16 protein-coding genes and 1 riboswitch are annotated in these 16,633 nt (G+C 40.8%); all 16 genes read right to left on the reverse strand.

Annotated elements, in window-relative coordinates:
• Positions 1 to 585: 585 nt before the first annotated feature.
• Complete coding sequence (locus tag CSV64_RS04560) at positions 586 to 939, reverse strand: hypothetical protein (protein WP_099633611.1); 354 nt, start codon at positions 937 to 939, stop codon at positions 586 to 588.
• Positions 940 to 1,194: 255 nt separating this feature from the next.
• Positions 1,195 to 1,989, reverse strand: coding sequence for a hypothetical protein (locus tag CSV64_RS04565; RefSeq protein WP_143565192.1), 795 nt, complete (start codon positions 1,987 to 1,989; stop codon positions 1,195 to 1,197).
• Between the two features lie 745 nt (positions 1,990 to 2,734).
• On the reverse strand, positions 2,735 to 3,694 hold the full coding sequence (locus tag CSV64_RS04570; protein WP_099633613.1) for a bile acid:sodium symporter family protein: 960 nt from the start codon (positions 3,692 to 3,694) through the stop codon (positions 2,735 to 2,737).
• 203 nt (positions 3,695 to 3,897) lie between these two features.
• Entirely contained in the window at positions 3,898 to 4,203 is a 306-nt protein-coding gene (locus CSV64_RS04575; protein ID WP_099633614.1) for a Zn-ribbon domain-containing OB-fold protein, read from the reverse strand.
• Between the two features lie 4 nt (positions 4,204 to 4,207).
• Positions 4,208 to 5,341, reverse strand: coding sequence for a thiolase domain-containing protein (locus tag CSV64_RS04580; RefSeq protein ID WP_099633615.1), 1,134 nt, complete (start codon positions 5,339 to 5,341; stop codon positions 4,208 to 4,210).
• Complete coding sequence (locus CSV64_RS04585; protein WP_099633616.1) at positions 5,338 to 6,819, reverse strand: class I adenylate-forming enzyme family protein; 1,482 nt, start codon at positions 6,817 to 6,819, stop codon at positions 5,338 to 5,340. The genes CSV64_RS04580 and CSV64_RS04585 overlap by 4 nt, the downstream gene beginning before the upstream one ends.
• A gap of 2 nt (positions 6,820 to 6,821) precedes the next feature.
• Positions 6,822 to 7,298, reverse strand: a complete 477-nt coding sequence (locus tag CSV64_RS04590; protein WP_099633617.1) for a PPC domain-containing DNA-binding protein — start codon at positions 7,296 to 7,298, stop codon at positions 6,822 to 6,824.
• A complete protein-coding gene (locus CSV64_RS04595) occupies positions 7,282 to 7,983 on the reverse strand; it encodes an SDR family NAD(P)-dependent oxidoreductase (RefSeq protein ID WP_099633618.1) in 702 nt (233 codons plus the stop codon). The genes CSV64_RS04590 and CSV64_RS04595 overlap by 17 nt, the downstream gene beginning before the upstream one ends.
• Positions 7,984 to 8,000: 17 nt before the next feature.
• A complete protein-coding gene (locus tag CSV64_RS04600) occupies positions 8,001 to 9,323 on the reverse strand; it encodes a TRAP transporter large permease (protein WP_099633619.1) in 1,323 nt (440 codons plus the stop codon).
• The gene (locus tag CSV64_RS04605) at positions 9,320 to 9,805 is read right to left on the reverse strand and encodes a TRAP transporter small permease (RefSeq protein ID WP_099633620.1); all 486 of its coding nucleotides are present in this window, start codon (positions 9,803 to 9,805) and stop codon (positions 9,320 to 9,322) included. Before CSV64_RS04605 ends, CSV64_RS04600 begins: the two co-directional genes overlap by 4 nt.
• A gap of 18 nt (positions 9,806 to 9,823) precedes the next feature.
• Positions 9,824 to 10,858, reverse strand: a complete 1,035-nt coding sequence (locus CSV64_RS04610; RefSeq protein ID WP_099633621.1) for a DctP family TRAP transporter solute-binding subunit — start codon at positions 10,856 to 10,858, stop codon at positions 9,824 to 9,826.
• A 250-nt stretch (positions 10,859 to 11,108) separates the two neighbouring features.
• Positions 11,109 to 11,897 carry a YibE/F family protein gene (locus CSV64_RS04615; RefSeq protein ID WP_099633622.1) on the reverse strand — a complete coding sequence of 263 codons (789 nt, stop codon included), beginning with the start codon at positions 11,895 to 11,897 and terminating at the stop codon, positions 11,109 to 11,111.
• Positions 11,894 to 13,021 carry a YibE/F family protein gene (locus tag CSV64_RS04620; protein ID WP_483315626.1) on the reverse strand — a complete coding sequence of 376 codons (1,128 nt, stop codon included), beginning with the start codon at positions 13,019 to 13,021 and terminating at the stop codon, positions 11,894 to 11,896. The genes CSV64_RS04615 and CSV64_RS04620 overlap by 4 nt, the downstream gene beginning before the upstream one ends.
• 131 nt (positions 13,022 to 13,152) lie before the next feature.
• Complete coding sequence (locus CSV64_RS04625) at positions 13,153 to 14,268, reverse strand: CdaR family transcriptional regulator (RefSeq protein WP_158233004.1); 1,116 nt, start codon at positions 14,266 to 14,268, stop codon at positions 13,153 to 13,155.
• A gap of 75 nt (positions 14,269 to 14,343) precedes the next feature.
• A complete protein-coding gene (locus CSV64_RS04630; protein ID WP_099633625.1) occupies positions 14,344 to 15,618 on the reverse strand; it encodes a hypothetical protein in 1,275 nt (424 codons plus the stop codon).
• Positions 15,619 to 15,791: 173 nt separating this feature from the next.
• A riboswitch (cobalamin riboswitch) is annotated at positions 15,792 to 15,968 on the reverse strand.
• A 167-nt stretch (positions 15,969 to 16,135) separates the two neighbouring features.
• A complete protein-coding gene (locus tag CSV64_RS16615; protein WP_158232187.1) occupies positions 16,136 to 16,306 on the reverse strand; it encodes a hypothetical protein in 171 nt (56 codons plus the stop codon).
• Between the last annotated feature and the right edge of the window lie 327 nt (positions 16,307 to 16,633).

Here is a 16,633-nt window from a genome sequence, read left to right on the forward strand (position 1 = left end):
ATTTTGAATTTCACTGGAGATAGTTTCAGAGTTACAAACGCTTTATCGCGACAAAGATAAAAACTAAATTGAAGGCTGGCAAGCTTGTGTATTTTTCATTGCAAACTTATGCACTTTCTTCTTGCAAAACACAACCCGCTGTTACATCATCAAACCTTTTTAGTTTATCCATATCACAACAACCTTTCTTAAAGGCCCATTTTATGAAAAAGGGCACGATCCTTATTTAAGAATCGCACCCTGTTACTGAACTTAAGACTTTAATTATCTCTGTGTTTTTTATCCCCTATATATACTTCCACGAATGGTATGTTACCCAAAACAAGATTCCATTTAACAGTAAAAGCATGAGAATCATAATAGGATTCTCTAAAAAAAAATTAGGTGCAAAGACAGAAATACCTACAAAGATAACTATGAATGGAGGGAGCAGAATCCAATACCGTTTATCTTTAAAAGTTTGAAAACTAAACATACAATTCCCCTCCAGTCCGTAATATTTCTTGTTTATCCAACAAAATGGCCCGAATGCGGTATGGGCACGATTATTTTATGCAGCAATCGCCCCCATTTGAGGAATAGTTATTATTTCCTTTCCCACAAAATCCCGATAGGATTAGGTGGTTTGTTTTCTTTTCCACCATTCACAAAATACATATGCGAATTAACATCACCATACTGCGTAATATATGGCATTTCTAAAGACTCAAATAGTTCCCTCTCATCATCTTCAATCCTAAATACGTAAGCCCTATAACCTTCTCCATCAGACGCAGTGAGATGCCCTTTAGATTCGCGTTCCTTCAAGGCCTCATCAATCGCTCGTCTCAATTCTAATAGTGCTAATTTATTTCCTACAATCAATGCCCCATCGTGCGGAAATTCCTGAGCGTAAATGTGTAGACATTTTTCATCTTTAAAAGTAATCCCAATCGCCATCTTTCATCTATTTTCAATAAAATAGTTTTTCTTTCTTCTGGTTTGAGTAACATAATGGCCCGTTTGTTTAATTGTATCATCTCTCAATGTCCCTTAATGCTTGTGTCAAAATCTTTATCGTTGTAAATATGCTCTTTTCCTGACGCTACCCCAAGTTGATAATAGAAAAGATAATAAACAATCAAGGAACCCAGACCCCCTTAAAATGAGAGGAGTATTGTTATCAAATTTGTCCCAATAAAAAACACCCCTATCCTAAAGAATGTCTTCAACTACTTCATAAAGAGATTCCAAATACTCAATAACATCTTCATTTCCATTTTTCAAAATTTCTTTAACTGCCTGTGGATCTTCCAAGTATTGAGTCTCACACAAACACAAATTAAGTCTATTTATCTCTTTATTAAGTAAATCTGATAATTCCTTATCTAAATCAATATTAAATAAACTCATAACCTCTAAAAAATAATCCAAAGAATTAGAAACCAAAACAATCAAATGACCAAATAGCTTATTTAAAATCCAAGGATTATACATACCCCCAATACAAACTCCCCATATAGAATTGCGGTTTGAATGGACAACATCACATAATTCGTCATATATTCTACTGCTTACAGTATTACCATCAACGGCATCCCTTCTTTGCTTCGGTCTAACACCATTCTTTATCCAACCGTCAATTTTATTAGGATTTTCAATAAAATATTTCAATAACCAAGCATTTTCAAGTGATTGTCTATACATAGTTAAAAATTCATCTTCAAGCCCCATTTTTAACAATTCATATGAAGCAGCTATATTATTAATCAACCGTCCAATAATAAAATAACGAGCATTCCAAAATTTCAAATCCTCATTAACATGCTTTGGTTCCTCATTTAAAGCATTTAATAAGCTTAACCCTGCCCAAAAATCCCCATCTCTATCATCCAAATAAGCCAGAATAGTATCTCTTTTACCAAGATCATCATAACGCTCTCTAATATTGATAACGTCCAAAAGCTCACCCCCAGGATTAGATAAATTACTCTTAGTTTTAATTACCAACCCCCTTATACCTTAGAAGAAATAATATAGGGGGTCAAAAGTGCGAAAATGATTATATGCATTCCTTCCAAACCTTTTAACCGTATGTTCAGAGCATTTACCAAGCTTTTCTTTGACGATTTTAGCTATTTTATAAGCTTTCGTTTCTGGATTCTCTTTTGTCACTGCTATGATCATTCTTTTAAAAGCTCATTCGAAACGTGTTTACCCGCACTTTTTCTTTGTTTCTTCGCCGTATCACGCAGTTGCTTACGTCTTTTGATTTCCTCATCATCGATCAAGATCCACATAGATGTTTGATCTTATTTTGTAATGCCTAGAAACGCAACAAGTGTATCATTTCGGCAGTTGTACCCTTTTCGCTGATCGCTTTAACCGTTTTACCGCCTGTAATACATAACGTCCAATAACGGAGCAAAAAACAATCAAATTCGCCATAACCATCCATCACGCCACCACGCAAATTGATAAGGTGCAGCAAATCTCTTCAATATTCAGTATGTACTTGGTATAGGTAACAATATAAGAATACAGAAAATCAAACTCCAATTCATCTGCTTCCTGTTTATCTTTTTCAAAATGGCCCGTTTGTTGAACACTGACTTCACTTCAATTAGCCACATTTATACCAATAGTATATCATTACCATTTTAAAAATCATATCTATTGTAAGAAATTTGCCAATATGAAAAGCGATAAAAAATTTATCGCTTTACGGAAAAAATATCTTGAGTCCTATATTTCATTAGCTGTTACCATCCGCAGCAAGACGGAATTTGTTTTCGAATAAACTCGCCATTAAAGCACCTATCGTTAAGTTCATTACCATATTGGCAACAGCTGGAACGGCCGCGAGTGATCCGAAGTGTTCCATCGCAAGTGTTGCCGCGAGGGCGGTGTTGCAAATACCTGTATGAAATAAAATTGCACGGGCGTTACGCTCTGGTACACCTAGCCATCTCGAGATAAAATAGCCTGCGCCCATCGGTATACTGACTTGTAATGTGACCGCCACGAATACAAGCGGCAGCACAGACAAGTTCTCAGACAAGGCTTGCTGGGCATTGGATATGACCGATAGGATGACTAGAAATAGTGCAAGTTGAGACAAGACTCCGGTATATGGTTTGAACTTCTCCACTTGACGCTGAAACTTCCACTGAATTAGTAAACCGCCAATCAAAGGGAAGAACACGATATAAATAATGTTAAGAAATAAAGGCCAGAATTCAATAGGTATAAACCGTCCCGCAAATGTCTGCAATAAAACCGGCGTCAGCACAGGTGAGATGAATGTATCAAGTGTCGCCATCGTAATACTGAGCGCGACTTCTCCTCCTGCAATGAATGTATAAATGTTCGCGGATGTTCCGCTTGGTACTGTACCTGCCAAAATAATACCGGTCGCGATCTCTGCTTGATTGCCGAAAAATACATAGGCAATTCCTATCGATACTCCCACCATGATCGTCCATTTCAGCATGACACCAAGTAAAGCATATTTTGGGTTTTTAATGACCTCAAGCAACTTTTCCGATGAAAGTGACAAGCCCATCAGAAAGAAGATCGTCCCTAATCCAAAGCCCGTCAATTGCCGGATTGAAATGAACGCATCCGGAATGATATAGGCGATGATGGATAAGAGTACGATCCAAAGTGGTAAATACTTCGAAATGATTTTTGATAGAGTTTGTATGGTTTTCATTTATTTCTCCTCCTTGCGAGGAAGTCCGTCTGCGTGTTTTTGCTATGAGCGGTTAGACCGTCGCTATGAGCGCTTATCGAAGCACTATGATCAGTCAAAGGTCGTGTATGAGCGGTTAAAGCATTCGATAGAGCACTCGATCCGCAACTATGAGCGCTTATCATGAATCTTTGAGCGCTCACCATAAAAACCTCGCTTCCCACTCAGCATTTCCGATAGATATACGCCCCATCCTCTACATAATCCAATTCCGCCACATCGCCAATCTGAACATTTCCATCCGTTCTGACCGTAACCTTCGCTTTGGATTCATCCAACTGAATAAGTGCCACTGTGTAAGGAGCTAGATGAGCAAATTCAGCAGGTGCAATATGGATATCCGTGTAACTATAGACCGTACCTTTCGAAGACACGTCTCGCTCTTGCAGCTTGCCTGTTCCACAACTCGGACAACGGTATTTATTCGAGACACTGGCATATTCACACTGATCGCATTGATAGACTTTCATCTCTTCACAACCTTTCCAGAATATGAACAGTGGAGTATGAACCTGTTCCACCCAAGTTTTGTGCCAAAGCGAGGCGGGCGTTTTCTACTTGATTTGGTGCAGTACCTCGAAGTTGTTGGACGAGCTGATACATTTGTGCGACACCGGTTGCGCCGATTGGGTGACCACGTGATAATAATCCCCCACTCGTGTTCACTGGTTTATCGCCAGTCGCCTTCGTTCGACCTTGCTCCACCGCTAGCCAGCCTTCTCGTTTATTGAAAAAACCTAACTCCTCAATTGCAAGCATTTCCGTCATCGAGAAACAGTCATGAATTTCCACGACGTCGATATCTTCCGGACCTACGCCTGCTTTCTCATATGCTAAGCGACCTGATTCTCGTACTGCGGGCAATGAAAGTAAATCATCCGCGTCTTGCATTTGTGTAGGCCCTGAACTTTGTGCAGACGAACGGATATGGATTGCACCTTTTTCGCGCGTAATGACCAATGCCGCCGCCCCATCCGTTGTTGGAGAACAATCAAATAAGCCTAGTGGAGAAGTAATAATACGTGCTTCCATAATCTCTTCCATCGTCGTCGGCTTCTGGAATTGCGCCAATGGATTATGTAAAGCATTTTCACGATTCTTCAATGCAATCATCGCCAAATGCTCTTTCGTAGCATCCGTTTCATAGAAGTAACGGTTCGCGAGGACGCCAAAAAATCCAGGGAATGTGAGACCTGCTTGCTTTTCATTGGATTCGTTATCCATTGCGGCATTGATCGCCTGTGTAACGTCAGCAGTCGAAGCATGTTTCATTTTCTCCACACCTGCTATTAAGACAGTATCGTATTCGCCACTTAGAATTCCCATGATCCCTTGACGAAGCGCAATCCCTCCTGATGCACAAGCGCCTTCTACTTTGGCCGTCGGGATATGGCCAAGTCCTAGTTCATTGGCAACTAAGGCACCGAGAATTTCTTGATTACCGATCGAGCCACCCATAAAGTTTCCAACAAACACCGCATCAACTTTCGGATTTCCTGCATCTTCAAGTGCTTCTATCGACGCTTCAACTAACAGCTGCTTCATAGACTTGTCGACAAATTTCCCGAACTTCGTCATGCCAATTCCTTCGATATAGACATTCGTCAAGATTGCACCTCCACATGCTGATTGCGTAATTCCCGTTTCAAGATTTTACCGTACGAGCTTTTCGGTAGTTCATCCACAATATACATCTCTTTCGGTTTTTTGAAGCTCGCCATATGGTCTAGACATAATTGAAGTAATTCTTCTTTCATCACAGGCTTAGTACCATTCGGAATGACATACGCAATGACACTTTCGCCCCACTTGTCGTCAGGTACCCCGATGACGCATGTCTCTTTTACCCCGTCATGCTTATTGAGGACTTCTTCCACTTCCCTCGGGTAAATATTGACACCTCCAGAAATGATGACGTCTTTTTTGCGGTCCACGATATGCACGTAGCCCGTCCCACTTTTCCAACCGAGATCGCCAGTATGCAACCAACCGTCACGTAACGTTTCATTTGTCGCCTGCTCGTTATTCCAATAACCTTTCATGACAAGAGAGCCTTTACAAACAATCTCTCCGACTTCACCTGCCGGCAGTTCAGCTCCTTGCGCATCGACAATCTTCACATCGACAAAAGGTCCGACACGCCCACAGGACTCCAGATGATCACCTAGTTCGCGTTTTGGCATCATCGTAATGCACATCGGTGCCTCCACTTGACCGAATGTCTGTGCAAACATCGGGCCTGTCAGAGCGAGTGCTTGTGCGAGTTTACTTGCGGCAATTGAGGAACCGGCCATATTAATCGTCTTGATTGTAGATAAATTCTTCGGATCAAATTTCGGATGCTGGATCATTAAATTAACCATCGTCGGTACAAGAAAAATAACAGTAACTTTTTCTTTCGTTAAATTATGAACGAATTCTTCAGGCTCAAACTTATTGAACACAACTTGCGTTAATCCATACAGCCACGCTACATGAGACAGAAAGTTACTACCGTGAGTCAATGGTGCGACATGTCCTATCACATCGTCATAATTGGTCTCACAAGCAAGCGCTAGTGACAAAGCTCCTGAAATGATATTGCGATGACTTAGCATCACACCTTTTGGATTTCCTGTCGTACCGGATGTGTACATAATCGCAAAAATATCCTCTTCCATAATCTCTGTTGTACATGTAGCACCTTTGTTTTGTTCAATCGCTTGTTCATACTGCTCACCGATTGTCAGTGCTTGGATGACTGTATCGATTGGATTTATTAACTCGGATTCACCAATGATCAACAGAACATCTGCATCGTTCAGCATATATTCATGCTCTTTCGGATGAAGCCGATAGTTTAACGGCACTTTGATGACACCCGAGATTGCTGCTGCCACGTCAAGCTCAATATGTTCCAAGCGATTAGATGATAGAACAGCGAAGCGGTCCCCTTTTCGAAGTCCGACTTTCGCAAAGTATGCCGTCAGCGCAAGTGCTCGTTGCAACAGTTCATGAAACGTAAGGGAGCGCTTTTCATCTTTCACCGCTATTTTATCCGGATAAGCTGTGGCTGATTTCATTGCCAGTTGACCAATTGTCTCCAATGTCACTCACTCCTTTTCGTAAAATGAAATAAGGGAATACCTGAATACTCATCTGGTTTTCTATGAACATGTGTAGTAGAGACCGGGAATATAATGAATTCCACTGTAATCGCCACAGGATTTTCCCCTCTAAGGAAGTGACCGCCATTCATCTGTTTATTGCAGTCTACATATAGACCGTGGAAGTGGATGTCCAACTGTCCTTGTTCATCGTAGCCAACAAATCCTGAACCTGAAAGCAGTTCGACGGGAGTATCTGTGACAAGCCGTTCGGAATACTGTAAACTTTTATCTGGATTTTGCTGGGGTTGTACAATGGTCGCAAACGCAAGAGAGCCTATACATTGAAAGTGAGCTGCTTCAACTTGATGTTGCTTACACACTGCAAGAATCCCTTCAAATAGATCGGTATCTTTCGTCAAACGACCGATGATTCGATTCGTTGTCTCGTCATACACCGCTTCAATTGGGTGATTCAATACAAAACCCTCCATCCACTTTCAGTATTTGTCCTGTCGTATAACTAGATTCAGATGAAGCAAAGTACAGCACGGCTTCTGCGATACTAACATCTGTACCTGTTTGATGAATTTTAGTCTCGTCAAAATTTGTCATAGCTATCGGCGCGATCGAATTACAAGTGATTCCATACTCGCAAAGTTCTTTAGCGGTCTGCTTCGTCAATTTACTAATTGAACGCCTAGAAGCTGTAAACGTTCGTTCTTTGTCGCAACTTGATATCGAACTAATATTAATGATACGACCATACTTCTGCTCCACCATATACGGTGATACTCCTTGAATGAATAGAGAAGTTGCTTGTGCCTTCAAATCTGCTTCGAGTTGCCATTGATCAATAGATGACTGATTTTCATTATGAATACCACATATACACATATTGTTTACTAATATATGTAGTTCCCCGAAGGTATCCGATGCTCTAGCGATTGCCGCGTTCACAAATTCTTTATCACGAACTTCGCCCAAGCATTCTAAATAAATCGCTTTGTCCCTGAATGATTGAATGGCTTGCAACGTCCCCGCACAGCTCGCTGAATCCACCAGTACGACATTGGCTCCTTGTTGTGAAAGAAGGAGGGCCGTCTGGGCACCAATACCATTGGCAGCCCCCGTGACGATTGCCGTCTGTCCTTTCAGTTTCATAAGCCACCCTCCTCAATCTACTTGATATTTAGTAAATTCGGTAAAAATGTAGAGATCTGTGGAATATACGTAATGAGTAACAAAATAATGACGGAGGAGACAACGAAAGGCAAAACTCCTTTCGATATTTGCCCTATTGAAGTATTCGATATGCCCGCGGCTACGAATAAATTGAGGCCAACCGGCGGAGTGAAAAGTCCAATGGCTAAGTTGACTGTCATGAAAACACCGAATACAGTTGGATCAACATCGAACAGTAGCACAATTGGCAATAAGATCGGAATGAAAATATAGTAGGCAGAAATTGCATCGATAAACATGCCCGCAATTAATAGAATAATATTGATCAACAATAAGATAATGATTTTATTTCCTGAAATACTTAACATCACATCTGAAATCTGCGTAGCAATTTGCTCGGTCGTGATGATGTATGCATAGACACTCGCCGCACTGACGATAAACATGACGACTGCCGTCTGAATACCTGCAGCTACTAAAATGTCGTATAGCTTTTTCAATGTCAGTTCGCGATAGATGAAAAAGCCGATGAACAGACTATAGAATACCGCCACTACTGCAGCTTCTGTAGGTGTAAAGAATCCACCGTAAATACCACCTAAAATAATAACAGGAATCAATAAGCCCCAAATTGCATTGCCGAGAGCTTTAAAACGTTCCGCACTTGTTGCAGGTTCCACTATGTACTGTTGTGATATCGGGCCCTCACGTTTTTCTTGTCGATACCTAACGAACATGGCGGCTACAATAAATCCAACACCCAATAGCAATCCAGGAATGACTCCTGCCATGAACATCCTTCCGATTGAAACCGGAATCTGATCACCCGCCACTACAGCAAAGACAATAAACGCAATACTAGGTGGAATGATGATACCGATTGCTCCAGAACTTGCCACCAAACCTGCCGCAGTTTCCGTCTTGTAACCGTTCTTCACCATACCCGGAATTAAAATACCGCCAATCGCAGCAACTGTTGCAGGGCCTGACCCTGAAATGGCTGCAAAGAAAATTGCCGTCATAACGGTTACAAAAATAATCCCGCTTTTGCGGTGCCCAACTAACGCCTGGGCAAAATCAATTAGTCTTTTTGAAATTCCCGCATGCTCCATTATGACTCCTGCTAATATGAAGAACGGAATCGCAAGCAACGTAAATTTCGCTACGCTCGTATACATGATATCTGCAACCAATTCCAAACCAAACAATCCACTGCCTGTAAATAGCACCACAATGGAAGAGACGGCTAAAGCCACAGCAATTGGCATTCGAAGCATGACTAAAATAAAAAATACGCCGAATAAAATGATTGCTGTCATATTGGCTGCTCTCCCTTCCCATTTTGCTGTCGGAATTCAACAATTGTTACTTGGATGGAACGAATTAAACAAAACAGTGCACCAATTGGCATCGACATCGAGAACCACCATTGTGGCCAACCAAGCGAAGGTGTTTTCTGTCCCATATCCATCTGATACTGCACCATCTTCAAACCAAAATATAAAAGAATAAAAAATAATAGCATCATCATCAATCCAACCAAAATCGTAATTATATTCTTCAGCAACAGATTGCCTTTATCATAAATCAGAGTAAAGCCAAGGTGTGCGTACTTACGCACACCAATGGCTGTTCCGACAAATGTTAACATCACAAATAAATTAACTGTAATTTCTTCTGTGAAAGAAAATGAATAATTGGCAAATCCTCTGGATAGCACGTTGACGAATGCAATGGTGGACATGATGGACAGTACAATTACGACAATCCATTCTTCTACCCTATTGAATATCTTTCCCATACATCCACCCTCCAGTTCTTATTGGTCTTGGAACTTGTCTAATAGATCCTTGCCCCAGATATCTTCATACTTTTCATAAACCGGTTGTACCGCTTCTGTAAACTCCGCTAATTCTTCGTCTGTTGGTGCGTAGAACTGCATACCCGCATCTTTCAACTCAGCGATTTGTTTCTCTTCCTTTTCACGTGCCATTTCTACTTGATACTCAGCCGCTTCTTTACCTAGCTTCTTCACAAGCTTTTGGTCTTCTTCACTCATCGAATCAAACAACTTCTTATTGATGCCCAATACGAGTGGATCATAGGAATAGTTCCACGTCGTTAAGTAGTCTTGGACTTCATTCAACTTAGATGAATGAATCACATCGATCGGATTTTCTTGACCGTCAATCGTACCTTGTTGTAGAGATGTAAAGACTTCAGAGAACGCCATTGTCGTTGGATCTGCACCTAGTGCACGGTACAAGTCTGTATACATCGTAATTCCAGGAATACGTATTTTCAGGCCTTTCATATCTGCAGGTGACTTGATTTCCTTTTTACTGTTTGTGATCTGACGGAAACCATTCTCGCCGAATCCAAGTAATTCTACGTTCTTTTCATTAAGGATTTCTGCGAGTGCTTCTCCACCTGCTCCATCAAATACTTTGTCTACTCCGTCTTTATCTTTAAATAGGAATGGCGCACTCGCTACACCAAAGCGATCATCTAAAATCGAGTAAATAATAGTAGAGTGAAGGCTCAAGTCGGTCTGCCCTTTTGTCAGAAGCTCTACACCTTTTCCTTGATCGCCATTTGATAATTGTTCATTCGGAAACACTTCAATATTAATACGACCATCCGTTTGTTCTTTCAAGTCCTGCGCTAACTTGTCTGCAGCCTGAAACCAAGTAGACGAATCATTAACCGTGACAGACATTTTCAGATCATAGGATTTTCCTTCTGACTCTCCCGCCCCGTCCGTTGTTTCTTCTTTGTCTGACGAGCAAGCTGCCAACATCAGCATGGCAGATAAACCAATTGCGCTTAACACACTCTTTTTCTTCATTTTCATTTGTTGTTCCCCCCAGTTTTTTTCAAAAGTCATCTAGATACTTATTGTTAAAAAAGAGTATCTATTCAAAACATTTTGTTAGTGTATATAATTCTAATAGTCTGACAGTTTAATTCATATAGACTTTAGCACAATGATATATAGGAAAACACTTCTATTTTTTGTGTCAATGTCTAGTTTCTATAGTAAAGCTTCTTTTTGTCACCTTCTATTATACTAAAATCATTAGAACGCGAAAAAGAGGAGCAATTTATTGCTCCTCTTTTTGTATTTTATTGAACTTTTCCCTAGCTCTCACTAAGTAATACGCATTGATCCAAGATGCAATTGGTATCACTAGCGCTATGCCAAGTCCCGCGCAAAGTATTAAGATCATTTCCGAACTGAATATCTTTGAATTGACGATATCCCCAATGGAATAGTGCAAATCCTTGAACCAAATGAGCAATGCCAAATATCCCCCAAAGAAAGCAAAGAATAAGGTATTCGTATCGGTTCCTAAAATATCTCGTCCAATGCTGACGCCTGACTTGAACAATTCCTTCTTGCTTAAGCTAGGTGTATGCTTAAATACTTCATGCATGGTCGTAGCGATTGATATAGCGACGTCCATGATCGCGCCAATGGTACTCATTATAATGACAGAAGCACCTATTTTTATGAAGTCTACACCGATATAGAGAGACATACCTGCGATTGCCTCTTCTTCTTCTTCGCCAAATCCTTGAATCATAAGCTTTTGGGATACTACTACAATGAAAAACAATAATATACTAATGGTAATCATCGTTGCGATAAATGCTATTACCGTTTTACTGTTCACTTCATTAATATAAAACAAGCTGACGCAACCAATCACGATACAAGCAATAAATGTTATTAAGATAGGATTAGCGTTTGGATCCAACATAAAAAACATCGTGAAGAAGACCACACCAAAATTGAAAAACAGCGAAATGAATGATCTTGCTCCACTTTTCCCACCAACCCAGATCATCAATACGAGTAAAATAACCGCAAGCCATACGAGTACATTCATATTCTCGCCCTCTTTCGTTCAATGAAGAAGATGGCTGTATAGAGTCCTATGGGGATAGTCAAGACGATTCCAATCCCACCAGCTAAAGCGCGCGCTAATTCCAATGATAGATTCATCGAAAGTGCAAATCCTACAGGAGAAGCGTTTTTCAAATAGAGGATCAGCATGGGAATAGATCCACTTATATATGCGAAAAACAGAATGCTTGTAATGGTACCCATAATGTCTTTACCAATGTCTATGCCAGATGCTCTTAGCGCTTTAACGGATATAGTGTGATCTCTTTCATATAATGCAAACATCGAAGACGACATCGTAATAGCCACATCCATAATGGCCCCGAGCGATCCAATAAACAACCCTGCCATGAAGATGGTGTGATAAGGACGCGTCAAAAACTGCATTTCCTCATAACGCAAACCATTCCCTGAAGTAATCCAGATGACAAGAGATGTGATGGAAAGAGATACGACTGTTGCGACTAGCGTAGCCACAATGGCGGCATAGGTTTTTTCAGTGCGGCCGCTAACTAGCAGAAGCGAAATCGTTGTGAATAGCAGAATGCAGATTCCGCAAACTACAAGTAAACTGACCCCATAATATTTCACATAAATATCTAAAGCGAATGATAGTACCATGACGTTAATCACAAAACCTACTATAGCTAATAGCCCTTGCTTATGACCGACAATTAATAGTGTAAAGACGAAGATCCACGCAACGATCAATACGTACTTATCACGTTTTACGTCAGTGACACTTCCCATCAATTGTTCACCAGCATTAGAATCAATGGAGACAAATACCTCATTTCCTATACGGTACTGCTGATCGTATGCTCCGGAAGAGGAATACTCATTGACCAACTGGACTTCTCGACCTTTTTCTTCTCCGTTCATGATCTTAGCTACGATTTTCTGGACAAATAGCTTATCTTCATTACCATGCATATCTGTTACGTCGGTTTCTTCCTCTATTGTTGTATCGATCACCTGAGCGATCGGCCGATCATAAAATGAATGATTTTGATTTACAAATGCAATGGAACCAATACAGCAAATTGCTACGGTCAAAAACAGGATCCATTGCCATGTTGTGATTTTTCGGATTCTATTCAAAACAATCCTCCTGACACTCTTAGGATAAGACACAGCTTAATCCTACCACGAATTAGACCTGGAATTGAAAAAAACCTGTCTCCACATCCAATGAGAAAAGCTCCGTTTCCACACTAGGAAACGAAGCAATTGATCACTTATTCCTGGCTAAACGACGGCTCTTCCATTAAACGCAATGACAAGTATAGCAAAAAAACGTCATGCGTATTGGAAACAGATAATCCGGTTAACTGCTCGACCTTTTGCAGGCGGTAAGACAATGTATTTTTATGGATATGCAGACGTTGCGCGGTATTTTGCATCGACTGATTCTCTTCGAACCATACCGTCAAATTATTCAGCAAGTCTTTATGATCTTCTAGTGGCGCAACTGTGCGCTTAAGGAATTCCTGCTTAACCGTGTCCGGAATACTTTGCAAAATAATTTCAAGACGCAGTTCATGCTCAAAGACAATATCCCCAGATTCCTTCGCAGCATTGACCGCACGTTCTGCCTGCGCGAATGATTTAGCTAAGTCGAAATAGCGCGCTGATGCACCTATACCTGCGACGACTTGTACTTTCTTGCGCCGTTTTATATGAAGCAATAGAAACTCTAACTCGTTTTTCACTGTTTCCTGATTCATTTCAGGTAATAATAGCAAGATTTTATTTTGCGCCCAGCGGATCATCTTCATGGAAGGATGGATGTTTTGAATCGATGCGAACGTCTCTATTTCCTCAACGGAGAACTGTTCCAATAAATCTAACACTTCCAAAACCACCACTTGACTGTAAAGTGTCACGTCGATTCCGAGCAGCGTCCCTCGTTCCATAAACCGTTCATCTTTCTTTGATCCTGTTAGCCAGTCAAAGACGAAGAACTCTACATCACGTACTTTTTCATCCTTCTGCTTTCGTTTCAGTGAATCTTGAATGAACAGTTCCGCTACGCGTAAGATCAGTTGAGCCTGCGGATGAATCACGTCTGGATCACCCGTCACGCCAAGTACGGCAATCGGTTCTTCTTCAATAATGATTGGCAAGACAATTCCCCTACGGACACCTTGCAGACGCTCTACTTCTTCGTCTCCCATACGGAGCATCGTTTTCTGGCGCGTACTTAACAGTGCACCTTCATGGAATTGATTGATTCGATCCGGTTCTGTACTCGCTTGAATGAAGCCCCTTCGATCCGTTAAAATCACTTGTTGCTGTATCAGCTTCGATAATTCCGTTACTATTTCATGTCCTAATGTATCAAATTGAAACACCTGTCTCACCTCGGATGGAAACTGCTAGTAATACTTAGTTTACGCCACTTCAGTTTCCACTACAATAGAGGAGATTCAGCTAAGTCGGACTTCCGGAATTCCACTGCTCCATGCCTTTATGAGCAGCTGCAATAGTTCTGCTGTTTCAATGGTTGTAGACTTCTCTAGCGTGACAGATCCGCCTTGATCGGTATGGCGCTGTTCTGCAGTTATTCGGTCAATCATCGCATTTTGTTGTTGTTTTGTCGCCTGATTTATCGAACGATGCATAACCGAAGCCGCTTTGCGCAAAGGTATTTGCATTCCACTTTGACTAGATGCGTTCTCCAAGTACCGATTAATTTCTGCAGCTACTTCTTCAATAAACAGAATGGCCTTCTCTGAATGTAAACCAATTTGCTGGTCGGCTATAGCGGCTTCCCAGCCTGCCACTTCAATTTTTATAGTATGCCCCCATATACTTTCAATGCCGTTTAGTAAACGTACAAGTATGGTACAAGTACGTGCCAACTCTGTTTCCTGCATTACGTACGGTAATTGAATATACGAGTATAACACTGCTTTTTCCTGTCGCTCTTTATCGGGAAAATGTACTACAATTCCTTCACTTCCAAGCAGCCGTTTCATCAAACCAATGGCTGAGACTTTTTTATGAGTAATAGAGGAGCTGCCGATGGTTTGAGAATACCTTTCACTGTTAAAGTCTCCAAGGGAACATCCCAGACTGCGTTCTACTTGTTCAGCATCAAATAAACGCCAAGAGCCGCACGCTTTTACTTGTTCCATAAAATAGTCAGGTATACGTATATGCTTTTCTTTTACCTTACTTAATAAAAATGATTCAATTCTATTGTCAGCAATATCCATAGTATATTGCTGTACTCTCGTCTTTCGCTGATAAAACGTCTTACCAAAGAACGACATAATTTCTGCTGGTAAAGTCACATAGCCATGGCTCAGTATCCAATATGCTTCCTGTACTTTCTGCAAGCGACGGACAGTTTCATTTTGCATCGCAGCCATTGCAATGAGCATCAGCCGTTCCTGCGGCAGTCCTATCCGCTGGTTATAATGATCGGATGTTACAAATTCATTCATATATTGCTGCAATTGTGCAGAAGGTATCAATCGGTCGCGTTCAGCTACGATCTGTAAGCCGAGCCATTTAATTTCACTTGCCGAATAGTTATTGATCCATTGACCGTATAATCCGTCTTGTAACAGCTTCCGTACCACTTGATGAAATCCTGAATACACGGGTCTACCACGCCGTTGTTCTGCCTGTTTATACAATACCTGCAGTAGCGCATGTTCATGTATTCGTTCCTTTGTCTGTTCAAATACTCTCATGTCGTAGTCTCCTTTCGTAAACAACAAAAAACAATCATTCCGCCTCTTCGGCAAGATGATTGCAATAGTTGTGAATGAGGAAACAAATTCAGGCAACTTGAATAGACTCCATACAAAAATGCATAGATACAGATACCTTTTTTGCTTCCACTCCTCAACCCCCGAAGAAAGTGTCGCTTTGACGATACGTGGCAGGTCTCCTGGCTTCACTTCATCCTTCCGCCAGTGCCTTCCCATGTCTCCATAGTGGCTAATTCTAGCGGTCGTCCGTGTGTACAGTTGCGGGGACAGCTCCGGTTTACGGATTCCCTTTTATACCTTGATAGGTACCAGCGCATCGTGCAAACTCATTTATTTAATTGACTTCATTTTATCATGGATAACATAGAGAGTGGTAGCGTTTGTTTTCAATGAGAACGAAGACATAACTAAACAGGGTGCCTATGCAGAAAACTACTGTGCGTACATCCACAATCGTTTTTTTGCTAGGCACCCTGTATCGAGCTTTCGTCATTATTTACATTAGTTGTTGTTCGCATAAACAGCCACACTCCGCCAATCCTTGAACATATGCTTCTTCCCATGTGATCCCGTGGATGAAACCATTCTCCGAGTAGCCTGTGATCAAATAGAACGTCTCGTTTTGCTCTGGTAATGATGAATTGCTTTGATAGGTGTTGTTATTCATAATAATTACCTCCTGGATTTTGTATTTTTCATAGTATATGCCATGTCGGGGAATTAAAGAACATTTTCTAAGCTTCTATTAATAAAAGGCCGATTGACAGCGCTTACATTTAGAGAGCGAAAGAAAAATAAATTCTATATATATTACCGAGCTAGTATAATAAGGCATACTCTATTATTCAGTTAATTCTGTTTATTGTATCACGTAAATAAATAATTGTAAATAAATAAGCGATGATTTCCTATTAACTTTTGTTAGTTTTTAAAATCAACCTATAACTTCCCTATCATTCTTCGACTGAAATGCGCCTAAAAAATTTCTTTATAT

Origin of the sequence: Sporosarcina sp. P32b (genome assembly GCF_002743335.1) — a bacterium.
Classification (GTDB): Bacteria; Bacillota; Bacilli; order Bacillales_A; family Planococcaceae; genus Sporosarcina.